Origin of the sequence: Nocardia sp. NPDC004168 (assembly GCF_040610355.1) — a bacterium.
GTDB lineage: Bacteria > Actinomycetota > Actinomycetes > Mycobacteriales > Mycobacteriaceae > Nocardia > Nocardia sichangensis.
Window position 1 is genome coordinate 45617 of sequence record NZ_JBEXME010000012.1, and the last position, 14841, is coordinate 60457.

The 14841-nt window shown below is 68.2% G+C and carries 14 protein-coding genes; all 14 read right to left on the reverse strand.

What is annotated here, in order from left to right:
- Positions 1 to 149: 149 nt before the first annotated feature.
- Positions 150 to 794 (reverse strand): ComF family protein, encoded by a 645-nt coding sequence (locus tag ABZW96_RS21770; protein WP_355077134.1) that lies wholly within the window; start codon positions 792 to 794, stop codon positions 150 to 152.
- 216 nt (positions 795 to 1010) lie between these two features.
- Positions 1011 to 2834, reverse strand: coding sequence for an MtrAB system accessory lipoprotein LpqB (gene lpqB, locus ABZW96_RS21775; RefSeq protein ID WP_355077135.1), 1824 nt, complete (start codon positions 2832 to 2834; stop codon positions 1011 to 1013).
- Positions 2831 to 4831 (reverse strand): MtrAB system histidine kinase MtrB, encoded by a 2001-nt coding sequence (gene mtrB, locus ABZW96_RS21780; RefSeq protein WP_355077137.1) that lies wholly within the window; start codon positions 4829 to 4831, stop codon positions 2831 to 2833. Before mtrB ends, lpqB begins: the two co-directional genes overlap by 4 nt.
- Positions 4828 to 5514 carry an MtrAB system response regulator MtrA gene (gene mtrA, locus ABZW96_RS21785; RefSeq protein ID WP_174315456.1) on the reverse strand — a complete coding sequence of 229 codons (687 nt, stop codon included), beginning with the start codon at positions 5512 to 5514 and terminating at the stop codon, positions 4828 to 4830. The genes mtrB and mtrA overlap by 4 nt, the downstream gene beginning before the upstream one ends.
- A gap of 69 nt (positions 5515 to 5583) precedes the next feature.
- Entirely contained in the window at positions 5584 to 6231 is a 648-nt protein-coding gene (locus ABZW96_RS21790; RefSeq protein WP_355077139.1) for a dTMP kinase, read from the reverse strand.
- Between the two features lie 136 nt (positions 6232 to 6367).
- Positions 6368 to 7846, reverse strand: a complete 1479-nt coding sequence (ahcY, locus tag ABZW96_RS21795) for an adenosylhomocysteinase (protein ID WP_355077141.1) — start codon at positions 7844 to 7846, stop codon at positions 6368 to 6370.
- A gap of 105 nt (positions 7847 to 7951) precedes the next feature.
- Positions 7952 to 9088, reverse strand: a complete 1137-nt coding sequence (locus tag ABZW96_RS21800; RefSeq protein ID WP_355077143.1) for an alkane 1-monooxygenase — start codon at positions 9086 to 9088, stop codon at positions 7952 to 7954.
- A 190-nt stretch (positions 9089 to 9278) separates the two neighbouring features.
- Entirely contained in the window at positions 9279 to 9899 is a 621-nt protein-coding gene (locus ABZW96_RS21805; RefSeq protein WP_355077145.1) for a TetR family transcriptional regulator, read from the reverse strand.
- Positions 9900 to 9939: 40 nt separating this feature from the next.
- Positions 9940 to 10122, reverse strand: coding sequence for a rubredoxin (locus ABZW96_RS21810; protein ID WP_355077147.1), 183 nt, complete (start codon positions 10120 to 10122; stop codon positions 9940 to 9942).
- Positions 10119 to 10292, reverse strand: a complete 174-nt coding sequence (locus ABZW96_RS21815) for a rubredoxin (protein ID WP_355077148.1) — start codon at positions 10290 to 10292, stop codon at positions 10119 to 10121. Before ABZW96_RS21815 ends, ABZW96_RS21810 begins: the two co-directional genes overlap by 4 nt.
- Positions 10289 to 11548 carry an alkane 1-monooxygenase gene (locus ABZW96_RS21820; protein WP_355077149.1) on the reverse strand — a complete coding sequence of 420 codons (1260 nt, stop codon included), beginning with the start codon at positions 11546 to 11548 and terminating at the stop codon, positions 10289 to 10291. Before ABZW96_RS21820 ends, ABZW96_RS21815 begins: the two co-directional genes overlap by 4 nt.
- Positions 11549 to 11735: 187 nt before the next feature.
- Complete coding sequence (locus ABZW96_RS21825; protein WP_355077151.1) at positions 11736 to 12254, reverse strand: NUDIX domain-containing protein; 519 nt, start codon at positions 12252 to 12254, stop codon at positions 11736 to 11738.
- A gap of 34 nt (positions 12255 to 12288) precedes the next feature.
- Positions 12289 to 13635: a coenzyme F420-0:L-glutamate ligase gene (locus tag ABZW96_RS21830; RefSeq protein WP_355077152.1), complete on the reverse strand. Its 1347-nt coding sequence runs from the start codon at positions 13633 to 13635 to the stop codon at positions 12289 to 12291.
- Positions 13632 to 14585 carry a 2-phospho-L-lactate transferase gene (cofD, locus tag ABZW96_RS21835; protein WP_355077377.1) on the reverse strand — a complete coding sequence of 318 codons (954 nt, stop codon included), beginning with the start codon at positions 14583 to 14585 and terminating at the stop codon, positions 13632 to 13634. Before cofD ends, ABZW96_RS21830 begins: the two co-directional genes overlap by 4 nt.
- Positions 14586 to 14841 lie beyond the last annotated feature (256 nt).

Here is a 14841-nt window from a genome sequence, read left to right on the forward strand (position 1 = left end):
CCAGTGCGGCGGGATTGAACCGTGCCGAACGACGATTGCTCGGCACTAGACGTCCGAGGCGCCACCTCCAAACTTGCGGTTCGGGTGTGTGTCCGCGACGCTAGTCCGCCGACGGGCTGATCGCCAGTGTTCACGCAAATTTCCCGGAGTCAAGCAGCACAAGTAACCAGAACGCCACGTGTCGGCAACCCGGCGCGCTGTAGCGCGCGCACCGACTCGAAGGCCGTCGCACCGGTGGTCAGCACGTCGTCGACCAGCACTACCTCGGCATTCGCCGGTACTCCCCAGTCCGCGGCAGGGCCGGGCGTCGTGGTCACCCGCCCCTTCAGGTTGCGAGCGCGCTCGGCGGGTGTCAAGCCCACCGAATCGCGCACCCCTTGCCCCACTCGCAACACCGGCACCACTCGGCAGTTGGGCAGCCATCGGGTAGCTACCGTCGCCGAGCGAAGCACCGGATCGCCGCCCCGGCGCCGCGCCGCCACGCGTCGGCTCGGCGCGGGCACCAGTACCAACGGAACACCCGGCGAACGCAGTTCGGCGAGCGCGCCCGCGAACGCCTTTCCGAGTGGCAGCGCCAGATCCCGCCGTCCCCGTTCCTTGGCGGCGAGCACCGCCCGCCGCGCGGGCCCTGCGTACGGCCCCAGCGCCCAGCACGGAATGCCCGGGTCGTTGCGCGGCCACACCCGCACCGGCGGACCGGCCAACGTGACGGCGCAATCGGCGCACCAATCGGCTCCGGAACGTCCGCAGCCCGCACAGGCGGCGGGCAACACCAGATCGAGCAGGGTTCGCATCGACCGAGTGTGCGCCCGCCCCCTGACAGAATCGCTCGATCATGTCGACAGCATGCACCTGGCAGAACGCTATGCCCTTGCGGCGAAGTCTTTTACGCTGCGCTCGCACCCTGCTCGAACCGCCATGCGCGCCCGCGCCGGATTCTTCCGAGTGTGAGCGAGCCTTCCGAAGTGCCGACGTGCGGCCGGCCTCGCGTACTCGCGACAGATCGCCGCTCAGCCGGGCAGGACGGGCGTGGCGTTCGCGCCCAGACCCGGCACCTCACGCCAGTAGGGCTGGCCTTGGTCCGGGGCGGAGGTCAGCTCCAGCACCGCACGTGAGTCGGCGACGTACTGATGGTCGGGGCTCGCGCTCACGGACCGCACCGGGGCGGTGAGGTTCTGCGACGTCAACGGGGTCGGCTCCGAGCCGTCCACCGACACCGTGCTCACGGGGTCCACATTCCCCTCGCGCGCGATGATGATCGTGTCCGCGTCCAGCCAGTCCACCGACACCGCGGCCGTGCTGAGTCCGACACCGACGGGCACCGCCGAGGTCAGCGCCAGCTTCCCGTCCGGTTGCGGCGCGACGACCGCGACGTACACCCGGCCGTCGGCGATCATCGCCGCCCGCGCCCCGGTCCGGGAGATCCGGAGTTCGGTGATCGGTAGCCGCGGCGCCGTGGCCGAGGATGCCGCCGTCAACCTCGAGATGTCGACGTTCTGAATCGAGACGTTTCCGGTGCCGCGGTCGTTGACCGCGCGGATCACCCGGTCACCGTCGACCACCGCCCATGCCGCGCTGCCGTCCGCCGTCCACGAGGGCCGGGTGATGGTGAAGCCATCGGCCACCGGAAAAGCGTTGCCGCCGTAAGTGCCGACCATCAAGATCCGCGACGGCGCGCCCGGCGGTCGTCCGGCTTCCGCCACCGCGGCGACGAGCTGACCGTCCGCGGACAGCGTCGCCGACTGCAGGTTGTTCACTCCGCCGAAGTAGCCCGGAGCGGGAGTGATACCGCCGTTGTCGGCGATCTGCACCAGCCCGCCGCCGCGCAGAGCGTGCAGCCCGACCTGGTTGCGCGCGGCGGTCGCCGGATTGAACTGCTGCACGTCCGCCACGCTCCAGCCGTTCGCGGCGAAGCGCTCGTCCAGCGGCTTGCCGTCGGCCAACAGCATGTACGGCCCGAGGATGTCGGCGCTGGACAAGGTGAGCACCACCTGCGCGGCCAGCAGTTCGCGCTCGCGCGGATTCAGCGCCGACGCGCCCGCGAAATCGATCCGGACACCGCCGAGCCCGATGCCGACGCCGTCGGGATCACCGTTGGCCTTGGTGATCGCCCCGCGCACCGCGATCGGCGGCGTCAGCTCACTGTGCAGCACCGACGCCAGCGCGGGCTGCGGCCCCTCCAGCAGCGAGCTGATCAACCGCTGGGTCAGCTGCGCTTTCGGCACCGCGAGCCAGCGCAGGTCCGGCACGGCCATATTGCCGCCCGGATCGATGAAGTACAGCGCGTAGCGGCGGTAGGACTTGAAGAACGCGGTGGAGTCCATGACCACGCCGTCGGGCAACTCGTCGATGCGCCACTCGCCGTTGATCTTGGTCAGCTCGATCTTGTTCTCGACGAACGGAATGTCGTCGTTGGGCCGGTACCCGCCGTCCGCGGACAGCTCGCCGACCTTGCGCGCGCGGATCAGATAGTTGGCCTTGTCCCCGGAACGCGACTCCCGCAGGGTGTCCGGTTTCTCGACGATGACCGTGCCCGCCGCGTCGTCCCACTGGGTGGAGGCCGCAGGGGTCATGTATTGCCTTGCGGCCAGATGCCGGTTGGCCGGATCGGCGGTGGCCTGAAGGAAATCGCGCAGCAGCAGATCCGGATCGCGGTTGGCCAGCGGGGCCGGCGGGCCCTCGGAGGTGGGCTCACGATTGATGGTGCCGAGCGCCTCCGGCGCGGAGGACTCGGGGAGGCTGGCACAGGCGGTGAGCGGCATCACGACCGCGAGGACCGCCGCTGTCAGTACGGTCAGCCGCCGCATCCGCGCAGATCCGACACGCATTCTCATGACTGTACGTCCCCCGGTTCGCGCGCCGCGCCGCCCCCGGTCTGCGCCGACTCCGAGGCGGGCGATCCGTTCGCCCCGGACGCGAGCGGCTCTTCGGCCGCGGCGCTGTCGGTGGGCGTCGCCGTACCGTCGGCCGCTCCGGGCGACTCGCTCACGCTCGGCTCCGCGGCCGCGCCGCCTTCGACGTCCGTGCCGTCCAGCTCATCGCTGTCGGTCTCGGCCGCCTCGCTCGCGCCCTCCGCACGCACGCCGACCGGATCGGATGTGCCCGCGTGCGCGCCCTGTGGCGCGGCGTCGGTCACCTGCGCGGCGCCCGGCTCGGCGGCGACCGGCAACGCCGTATCGGTCGTGTCGCGATCGGCGGACGGTTCCGGCTCCACCACGTGCATCGTCTTGCGCGCGGGCTCCAGCGGCAGCGGGCTCGGGCCGAGCTTCTTACCGCGCACCAGCGGCAGCGTCAGGCGGAAGCTGGCGCCGATCCCGACCTCACCCCAGGCTTCGAGTCTGCCTTCGTGCAGGTTCGCGTCCTCCACGCTGATCGACAGACCGAGGCCGGTGCCGCCGGAGCGGCGCATGCGCGACGGGTCCGAACGCCAGAACCGGTTGAAGACCAGCTTCTCCTCGCCGGGGCGCAGGCCGACGCCCTGGTCCCGCACGACGACGGCGACCGCGTTGCTCTCGACGTCGCCCCGCATCCGGATCAGCACCGGCTTGCCCTCGCTGTGGTCGATCGCGTTGGCGAGCAGATTGCGCAGCACCCGCTCCACCCGGCGCGGATCGACCTCGGCGACGAGCGGATCCTCCGGCATGTCGCTGATTATCTCCACCCCGGCGTCCTTGGCGAGGTGGCGCACGGTCGAGATCGCGGCCCGCGCGCACATCCGCACGTCCAGCGATTCGACCTGGAGTTCGGCGACGCCCGCGTCGTGCCTGCTGATCTCCAGCAGGTCGTTGAGCAGGCCCTCGAACCGGTCCAGCTCGTTGACCAGCAACTCGGCGCTGCGGGCCAAGGCGGGGTCGAGGTCGTCGCTGCTGCCGTGGATCAGGTCGGCGGCCATGCGCACGGTGGTGAGCGGTGTGCGCAACTCGTGGCTGACGTCGGAGGTGAACCGGCGCTGCAGATTGCCGAATTCCTCCAGCTGGGTGATCTGGTTGGACAGGCTCTCGGCCATCTCGTTGAACGCCTGAGCCAGCCGAGCCATGTCGTCCTCGCCGCGTACCAGCATGCGTTCCTTGAGCCTGCCGTCGGCGAACCGGCCGGCGATCCTGGCCGCGGAGCGGATCGGAAGCACCACCTGCCTGGTGACCAGCGCGGTGATCGCGGCAAGCAGGACCAGCAACACGATGCCGCCGACCAGCATGGTGCCGCGCATCAGCGACAGGCTGCGTTCCTCGTTGGCCAGCGGGAAGATCAGGTAGATCTCCAGGGTCGGAACCTCGGCGCTCGGGCTGCCGATGATCAGCGCGCGACCGCTGTAGCCATCCGCGTCCTCGACGGTGGCGAACTGGTAGCTGACCTGGTTGCGCTGCACGAACCGGCGCAGCTCGTCGGGCACCTCCTGGATCGGGCCGCGAGGGATCTGCTGCGGCGGCATCCCGCCGATGACGCTCAGCGCCGAGACGAAGCTGCCGGCGGCGCCGGTGGACTGGCCGCTACCGCCGCGATTGGACAGTGCGTTGCGAGCCTCTTCCAGCCGCTGCGGTTGAGCACCGATGTCGTGCACACCGGCCAGCTGGCTCTCGACCGTGTTACGCGCGCGGTCCATCTCCTCGACCGCCGCGTTGATCTTGGCGTCCAGCAGCCGGTCGGTGATCTGGCTGGTCAGCACCACACCGAGGATCGTGATGACAATCAGCGACAGCGTCAGCGTTGACACGATGACGCGCAACTGCAGCGAACGACGCCACAGGTGGCCTAGGGCAATGCCGACCGCTTGGAACCAGGCCACCACCGGAGCCAGCGATCGTTCCAGACGCGCGAAGACGCCATGGATCACGGCGGTCCGGCCTTGTAACCGACACCGCGGACGGTCAGCACGATCTCCGGGTTCTCGGGATCCTTCTCCACCTTCGCCCGCAACCGCTGCACATGGACGTTCACCAGGCGGGTGTCCGCGGCGTGCCGGTAACCCCAGACCTGCTCGAGCAGGACCTCACGGGTGAACACCTGGCGCGGCTTGCGGGCCAGGGCGACGAGCAGGTCGAACTCCAGCGGCGTCAGAGAGATCTGCGCGCCACCACGGCTGACCTTGTGCGCGGGCACATCGATCACGATATCGGCGATCGACAGCAGCTCGGCGGGCTCCTCCTCGGTGCGGCGCAGACGGGCCCGCACCCGGGCGACCAGCTCCTTCGGCTTGAAGGGCTTGACGATGTAATCGTCGGCACCGGACTCCAGACCCAGCACGACGTCGACCGTGTCGGTCTTCGCCGTGAGCATCACGATCGGAACTCCGGAATCGGCCCGCAGCACACGGCACACGTCGATGCCGTTCATGCCGGGCAGCATCAGGTCCAGCAGCACCAAATCGGGGCGGATCTCGCGAACCGCCGCCAGGGCCTGTGTGCCGTCGCCGACCACGTGCGGGTCGAACCCTTCCCCGCGCAAGACGATCGTGAGCATCTCAGCGAGTGCCATATCGTCGTCGACGACCAGAATCTTCGGCTTCATAACTACTATGTTGTCATCTCCCAGGCCAGGATCGGGCCGCCACGCCAACACTGGTGTGAACCCGCGGCACAACCAACCTTATCGACCAACGATTTCGGCGATGCGCGCGGCCAGCGTCGCCGGACCGTCGTCGGATCGGTATGTCCACCAGGGTCCGCGCCAGTCGCGTTCGGCCAGCTCACGGTACACCGCGCCGGTGCGATGCTGCAGACCGCCGTCGCGTTCGTAGACGTCGAGCGCGCGTTCGGCGTCGAGTTCGCCACGCCTGCGGGCACGCTCGGCGGCGAGCTCGGTGGGCACGTCCAGCAACACTTGCAGCGCGGGCTCGGGCAGAGCGAATCTGCCGAACTCCAATTCGCCCACCCATGTAACGATTTCGCCGTCCGCCGACTGCCCCAGCCGGGCGGCCGAATAGGCGGCGTTGGAAGCGACATAGCGATCGAGTAGCACAACGTCGTTGTCGGCCAACAGTTTCGACAGCTCGTCCGCGGCGTCCGCGCGGTCCAGCGCGAACAGCAGAGCCATGCCGCTGACCGAGCCCGCGAGGTCGCCGTGCGCGCCGCGCAGCGCCTCGGCGGCCAGATCGGCGTGCACCGAGACGCGGTAGCGCGGGAAGGCCATCGTCGCGACGCGCAGTCCGCGACCACGCAGATCGGCGACCACCCGCTCGATCAGCGTCCGCTTACCCGCGCCGTCGAGCCCTTCGACCGCTATCAGCACTCCCATGACCAGGCACACTACCCCGCCGCACACCGGACGCCCGCAGCGGCTGACCAGCGTGGATGCCGGGCGCTGCGGGCGGGCGCGAGGTGACGGGCGCCGGTGTCCCCGCCGACCGTCGGCGGGGACACCGGCAGCGCGTTCAGTAGCGGTAGTGATCCGGCTTGTACGGGCCCTCGACGTCGACGCCGATGTACTCGGCCTGGTCCTTGGTGAGCTTGGTCAGCTCGCCGCCGAGCGCTTCGACGTGGATGCGCGCGACCTTTTCGTCCAGGTGCTTCGGCAGCCGGTAGACCTCGTTGTCGTACTCCTCCGGCTTGGTCCACAGCTCGATCTGCGCGATCACCTGGTTGGAGAAGCTGTTCGACATCACGAACGACGGGTGGCCGGTCGCGTTGCCGAGGTTGAGCAGACGCCCCTCCGACAGCACCAGGATCGAGCGGCCGGTCTCCTTGAACGTCCACAGGTCGACCTGCGGCTTGATCGTCAATTTCGTTGCGCCGGAACGCTCCAGCGCCGCCATGTCGATCTCGTTGTCGAAGTGACCGATGTTGCCGAGGATGGCCTGGTCCTTCATCGCCTTCATGTGGTCGAGGGTGATGATGTCCTTGTTGCCGGTCGCGGTGATGACGATGTCGGCCTCGCCGATCGCCTTCTCCACGGTCACCACGTCGTAGCCGTCCATCAGCGCCTGCAGCGCGTTGATCGGGTCGATCTCGGTGACCTGCACCCGGGCGCCCTGTCCGGCAAGCGATTCCGCGCAGCCCTTGCCGACATCGCCGTAGCCGCAGATCAATATCTTCTTGCCGCCGATGAGCACGTCGGTGCCGCGGTTGATGCCGTCGATCAGCGAGTGGCGGGTGCCGTACTTGTTGTCGAACTTGCTCTTGGTGACCGAGTCGTTGACGTTGATCGCGGGGAACACCAGTTCGCCCGCCGCCGCGAACTGGTAGAGCCGCAGCACGCCCGTGGTGGTCTCCTCGGTGACGCCCCGCACCGATTCGGCGATCTTGCTCCACTTGCCGCGATCGGACTCGAAGCGCTCGCGCAGCAGGTTCAAGAAGACCTTGTACTCGGCCGAGTGGTCCTCGTCCTCCGGCGGCACCACGCCCGACTTCTCGAACTGCGCGCCGCGCAGCACGAGCATGGTGGCGTCGCCGCCGTCGTCGAGGATCATGTTGGCCGGCTCGCCCGGCCAGGTGAGCATCTGCTCGGCGGCCCACCAGTACTCCTCCAGGGTCTCGCCCTTCCAGGCGAACACCGGGGTGCCCTTCGGCTCCTCGACGGTGCCGTTGGGGCCGACGACCACGGCGGCCGCCGCGTGGTCCTGGGTGGAGAAGATGTTGCAGGAGGCCCAGCGGACCTCGGCGCCGAGGCTGGTCAGGGTCTCGATCAGCACCGCGGTCTGCACGGTCATGTGCAGCGAGCCGGAGATGCGCGCGCCCTGCAGCGGCCGCACCTCGGCGTACTCACGGCGCAGCGCCATCAGACCGGGCATCTCGTGTTCGGCCAGACGGATCTCTTTGCGGCCGAAATCGGCCAGCGACAGATCCGCCACCTTGTAGTCGATGCCGTTGCGGACATCGGCGGTCAACGACGTGCGAAGTTCTGAGGTGGTCATCAGCCTCTCCTGGTTCGGCAAGTACCGAGGCAAGGCTAGTCGCTCACGACGGGGCGCGGTTTACGCGGCCGTCCCTCCGACGGGCGGACCGGCCTCGGACTCGGCTCACGCCGTGACGCCGCGGGCCGCCAGGATGCGACGCCGCTTACGCGGCTGAATGTTCGCCAGTGTGATGTCGCCGCCGTAGTGGGCGAGCACGCGGCCGTCCATAATCCGCCGCCACAGCGGCGGGACGGCGGCCAGCACGATCATGGCGGCGTAGCCCGCGGGCAGTTGCGGGGCCTGCTCGGAGGTGCGCAGCGTCTGGTAGCGGCGGCCCGGGTTGGCGTGGTGATCGCTGTGCCGCTGCAGGTGGAACAGGAAGATGTTGGTGACCAGATGGTCGCTGTTCCAGCTGTCGCGCGGCGAGCAGCGGGCGTACATGCCGTTCGGGCGGCGCGCCCGCAGCAGGCCGTAGTGCTCGACGTAGTTCACCGTCTCCAGCAGGCCGAAGCCGATCACGGCCTGCAGCAGCAGCCAGGGCAGCACCTGGTAGCCGAACGCCGCGACCAAGGCGCCGAACAGCACGAGCGTCATCGACCAGGCCTGCAGGATGTGGTTCTGCACGCTCCACCAACCCTTGCCCTTGCGTGCGAGCCGCTCGCGCTCCAAGACGATCGCCGAGCGGAAACTTCCGGACACGCTGCGCGGCAAGAACTCCCACAGCGACTCGCCGAGGCGCGCGCTGGCCGGATCCTCCGGAGTAGCCACCCGCACGTGATGGCCGCGATTGTGCTCGACGAAGAAGTGCCCGTATCCGGACTGGGCGAGCGCGATCTTGGCCAGCCAGCGCTCCAGGCGCTCGACCCGGTGCCCGAGCTCGTGGGCGGCGTTGATGCCGATACCGCTGACGAATCCGAGAGTGGCGGCCAGACCCAGCTTGTCGACCACGCTCAGTTCGTCCCCGGCCCACATGTAACTCGCGATCACCAAGCCGATCAGCTGCACGGGGAGCATCAGGTAGGTGCACCACCGGTAGTACCGGTCGTTGGAGAGCCGCTCGTAGTCCTCGTCCCTCGGATTGTTGCCGTCCACGCCGATCGACCAGTCCAGCACCGGGATCACGATCAGCACGATGATCGGGCCGATCCACCAGAAGATCGGGATGCCGGTGTGCAGCACCAACTGCGAGGGCAGCAACGCGGACGCAGGCGGAAGCAAGCCGAGGACCCACAGATGGCGTTTGGGATCGGGCGATCCCACGGGTTTGCCAACCGTTTGCACTTTTGCCCCACTCGAAGAAGACCCGAACACCGTCGCATGAGAATACTTCTTGAGTTGTTGTCTGTTACAACCAAGTGGTGGGTTGAGACATGATCGCTATTACAAGCTACGCAGTCGGTTTTCAATGTGCTGCATATGCGCCAGTCGCGCGCCGGTTGCCCGCGCGGGCTCAGCTCTGCACCCGCGCGGCCAGGATCGCTTCGACGTAGGGACTCAGCAGCGCGCTCAATTCCGCGGGCGCGTCCCGCCCCGGACCGGGCGGAGTGGGGATGTAACTGAGGGCGATCCGCACCAGCGCGTGCGCGATGACGTCCGATTCGGCCGCCGTCGACGCCACCCAGCTGTACTGGAAGGCGCGCGACAGCCGCGCGGTCGCGTGCTCGAGCAACGGCCCCGCGTCCAGGGTGATCAGGCGCAGCAGATCCAGCTTCACCTCGCCCGCGACCAGCGACTGCACCAGCGGGTCGGAGGCCGCGTCGAAGAAGAAGTTCGCCATGCCGTCGCGGAACGCCGCGCGGACGTCACCGACGTTGCCGTTGATGGCGGCGTCGACGTGATCGACCAGGAAGTCGGCCAGGCGCAGGGCGTAGGCCTGGGTGAGGCCGCCGCGTGAACCGAACTCGTTGTACAGGGTCTGCCTGCTCACGCCCGCTCTGGCCGCGACGTCGCCGAGCGTGATCTTGGACCAATCCCGTTCGGTGAGCAGCTCGCGCATCGCGTCCAGGACCGACGTCCGCAGCAGGTCCCGCGCGGCCTCCTGGTAGGGAATCCTGGTTCCGGTGCGCGGCATACCCGCGACACTGTCACGGGCGCCTGCCGCAGTCAAAATCTCACGACCGCTCGATTTCGACCATGAAGAAATCCGCCTTGGCGGCGCCGCAGTCCGGACAGGTCCAGTCGTCGGGGATGTCGTCCCAGCGGGTTCCCGGCGCGATGCCGTCCTCCGGCCAGCCCTCGGCTTCGTCGTATTCGAAGCCGCACTGGATGCACTGATAAAGCTTGTACTCGTTCATTTCGTGGCCCCTATCGGTTCGAAGTCGATCTTCTCCCGCACGCCGCAATCCGGGCAGCACCAGTCGTCCGGCACCGTCTCCCACCGGGTGCCCGGCGGAAAACCCTCGTGCGGCTCACCTTTCGCCTCGTCGAAGACGTAGTCACAGACGGGGCAGCGATACGCTTTCACGCCGCGTCCTTTCCGGCAGCGTTTTCCGCCCGACCCGAGCCGTAGCGCGCCAGCACTTTCTCCCGCTTGCCGGGATCTATATTGGCCCGGGTGATGTCGCCGTCGTAGTGCGCGAGTACGCGCTTGTCCATGACGCGACGCCACAGCGGCGGGAAGTAGGCGAGCATGATCATGCTGGCATAGCCGCTCGGCAGGTTGGGCGCGCCGTCCCAGCTGCGCAGCGTCTGGTAGCGGCGGGTCGGATAGGCGTGATGATCGCTGTGCCGCTGCAGGTGGTACAGGAAGATATTGGTGACGATGTGGTCGCTGTTCCAGCTGTGCACCGGGGCGGGCCGCTCATACCGGCCGCTCGCCGTGCGCTGCCGCACCAGGCCGTAGTGCTCCAGGTAGTTGACCGCCTCCAGCAGGCTGAATCCCACCACGGCTTGCAGGATCAGGTATGGCAGCAACTCGATGCCGAACACCGCGACCAAGGTCGCGAACAGCACCGCCGACATCAGCCAGGCGCTGAGTACTTCGTTGCGCAGACTCCACGGCTTCTTGCCGAGCCGGTCCAGCCGGGCCTTCTCCAGCTGCCAGGACGACTTCAGGCTGCCCCATACCGTGCGCGGCCAGAAGGCCCAGAACGTCTCGCCCACACGGGAACTCGCCGGGTCCTCGGGCGTCGCGACGCGCACGTGGTGGCCGCGGTTGTGCTCGATGTAGAAGTGCCCGTAGAAGGACTGGGCCAGCGCGATCCGCGACAGCCAGCGCTCCAGGTCCACCTTCTTGTGGCCGAGTTCGTGTGCGGTGTTGATGCCGATGCCGCCGATCATGCCGACCGTGATCGCCAGCCCGATCTTGTCCACCAAGTGCAGCCCGCCATCGATGCCGAGCCAGCTCACGTCGTCGGCGGTGATCAGATAGGCCGCCATCACCAGCGAGGCATATTGGAACGGCAGGTACAGGTAGGTGAGGTAGCGGTAGTACTTGTCGTTCTCCAGGTACTCCATCACCTCGTCCGGCGGGTTGTCGCCGTCCGGGCCGAAGAAGATGTCCGCGATCGGGATCAATACGTAGATCAGGATGGGCCCGAGCCAGAACGGCACCTGCGCGAGGCGATGCCAGCCCAACTCGTTCAGCCCCCAGATCAGCGGCAGACCGATGATGAACAGGCCGGCCGGAGCGAACAAGCCCCACAGCCACATGTAGCGCTTGCGATCCCGCCAGGCCGGCACCTCCACCGGCTGAGCGGACATGTCCGCGTGCGTCGACATCGTTGTCTCCATTCCCGAAGGGCACGCCACATGTGACGTGCATTACCTCACTTCTGGACGATATACGGACATTTGTCGCTTGTCTAGACAAATCACGCAATTTGTAAACTTCCCTCCGGGTCCAACGAACCGAGCCCCGGCCGGAGACAACTCCGCCCGGGGCTCGGCGTGGAATGAAGGGACCGACTCAGCGCAGCAGCACGTCGGCGTCGGCGGGTAGGGCGTTCACCGGCCACCAGCGCAGGTCGGTGGATTCGTGGCTGCGAACCGGGATCGCGCCCGCGGGGGCGGTGATGCGGAACAGCAGGTCGAGGTGTCTGGTGGGGACGCCGAGCGAGCAGGTGATCGGATGCGCTTGGGCGCCGTAGAGCCCTGGCTCCAGCCGTAGGTTCGCGATGCCGGATTCCTCGGTCGCTTCGCGCAACGCGGCGCCGGCGACCGTCTCGTCCCGCTCTTCGCAGTGGCCGCCGAGCTGGATCCAGCGTCCGACCCGCGGGTGCAGAGTGAGCAGCACCTCGCGGCCGTCGTGGGAGAAGACGACCGCGGAGGCGGTGATGTGGCCCGGCGCGTGCTCACGCAGGCAACCACGCGGGGCCGAACCGAGGAAGGCCAGCATCGCTTCCCGCAGCGATCGCTCCGGATCTGTTCCGGGACACCAAGTCTCGAGCAACTCGGTGGCCGAAGCGTGCAGCGACTCCACGCTCACCGGCGACACTCTCGCACTGCGGAATCGAGGCGCATCACAGCTCGACCAGTCCGGACCCCGCGCCCGCGGGCTGCCGCGGGGTCGGCTCCTCGAGCGGATGACCGATGGCGATGGCGCCCAGCGGACTCCAGTCCTCGGCCACGCCCAGCACGTCCCGGGTGACCTCGGGGGCGAAGATCGTCGACCCGATCCAGCAGCTGCCGATGCCCTCGGTGGCCAAGGCGACCAGCAGGCCCTGCACCGCCGCGCCCACCGCGACGGTGAACATGGTGCGTTCGTTCGCTCGCCTGCGCTCGTCCGGATAGTCGTGCGCGCCGTCCGGCACACAGAACGGAATGATCACCTCGGGTGCGTCGAACAGAATGCGCCCACGCGCGACCCTGCGCTCGATCCGCTCCGGCGACAGCCCGTCAGCGGTCAGTTCGGTGCGCCATTTCTCCGCCATCGCCTCGAGCAGACGAGCGCGCAGCTCCGGCGTGCGCAGCCACACGAACCGCACGGGGCGGGTGTGGTGCGGAGCGGGCGCGGTCAGCGCGACCGACACGGCCGAGCGGATCCGTTCGGGATCGACCGGCAGGTCGGCGAACTGGCGAATCGAGCGACGCAGGAGAATCGCCTCCTTGCGACCGCGTTCGATGGCCTCCGCGGTGCCCAGCCAGAACAGGTCGTCGGTGCCGCCGCGCAGGAGATCGGCGGCGCCCGATCCGTCGTCGACGATCGGCAGCCCGCGCACCACGGCGACCGGGACACCCCCGAGTTTGCCCTTGACCAGGTCCGCGGCGGCGGCCAGCTCGTCCGCCACGGCCACCTGGGTGACGAAAAGCTCGTTGCCCTGGCCGTCGACCGCGCCCGCGTAGTCGTGCAGCACCCGCAAGCCCGCGGCGCCGATGGCCGCGTCGGTCTGCCCGTTGCGCCAGGCTCGGCCCATCGTGTCGGTGACGAGCACCGCGACCGTCACGCCCAGCCGTTCGGCGAGCGCGGCGCGCAGCGCCTTGGCGCTGGCGTCCGGGTCGGTGGGCAGCAGCACGAGCTCGCCCTTCTCCACGTTCGAGCCGTCGACACCGGAGGCCGCCTGCACGATGCCCAGCTTGTTCTCGGTGATCAGAGTGCGGCCCTTGCGGGCGAGCACCCGCACCGCCTCCTGGTCGACGAGCCTGCGCCGGGCCGCGTCGCGCTCCTCGGGGTCCAGCGGCGCTTCCACGATGCGTCCCTCGACCTTGGCGACGATCTTGCTCGTGACCACCAGCACGTCACCGTGGGCCAGCCAGGGCGCGCAGCGGGCGATGTGCTCGGCGAGGTCGTCGCCGGGCCGGAATTCGGGCAGCCCGGTGACGGGCAGGATGCGCAGCTCTCCGGCCGCGTGGTCGGTCGGTGTGCTCACAGGGCGACTCCAGCGAGATCCAGCGCCTGACGCACCATTTCGGCGGTGGTCGGCGGGTCGGTCATCAACAACGGCACGCTACGCACCTCGACCCCTGGCACCTCGGCGGTGTCGGTGCTGTGGATCAGCCAGCCGTCCAGGATGCCGGTGGCGGAGCGTGCGCCGTAGTGCCTGCCGATCGCCTCGGCCGTCGTCTCCACGCCGATGACCGACAGGCACTCGTCGGCCATACCGCGCAGCGGCTTGCCGTCGATCACGCCGGACACGCCGATCACCTTCGCCGGGGTGGTGCGCAGCGCGCCCCGGATGCCGGGCACGGCGAGGATGGCGCCGATGCTCACGACGGGGTTCGACGGCGCGAGGAGGACCACGTCGGCGGATTCTATGATATTGATCACATTTGGGGCAGGTTTGGCTTCATCGGCGCCAATTGTGGCGAATCCATGGGTGTCGATGTTCGCGCGGTAGCGAACCCACCACTCTTGAAAATGGATCGCGCGCCGTTCGCCAGGCTTGTCCGGATCCGACACCACGACATGCGTTTCACAGCGATCGTCGGTTGCCGGGATCAGTTTCACGCCCGGCTGCCACCGGTTGCACAGCGCCTCGGTGACCGTGGAGAGCCGGTATCCGGCGCGTAACATTTCGGTGCGGATCAGATGCGTGGCGATATCGCGGTCCCCCAAGCCGAACCAGTCCGGCTGGGCATGATATTTCGCGAGCTCCTCCTTGGCGTGCCAGGTCTCGCCGACCCGGCCCCAGCCGCGCTCAGTATCGATACCGCCGCCGAGGGTATACATGCAGGTGTCGAGGTCGGGGCAGATCTTGAGCCCATGCATCCAGACGTCGTCGCCGACGTTCACGATCGCGGAGACGTCCGCCTCGGGCAGCAGCTCCCTGACGCCCTGAAGGAAACGCGCGCCACCGACACCGCCGACCAGCACGGCGATCCGGGGTCCGTTCGCGAGCGTGGCGTCCGCTTGTTGTCCAGTCACATCCGCACAGCCTATGCGCTGACGCGAAGGCTCCCGTTCGCGGCAAATTTGCTATACATTTGCTATCGCAGATCACAAGAGTGACTCGGAATGCGGCTGCGGATAGTAACGGAATAGCGACGGCGGCTTGACCATCGCAGCGTCCGGCGTGTCTAATCACAGACATGTCATTCCGGGTTCGCGCGAGAGATCAACGCGCGAACGGCATTTC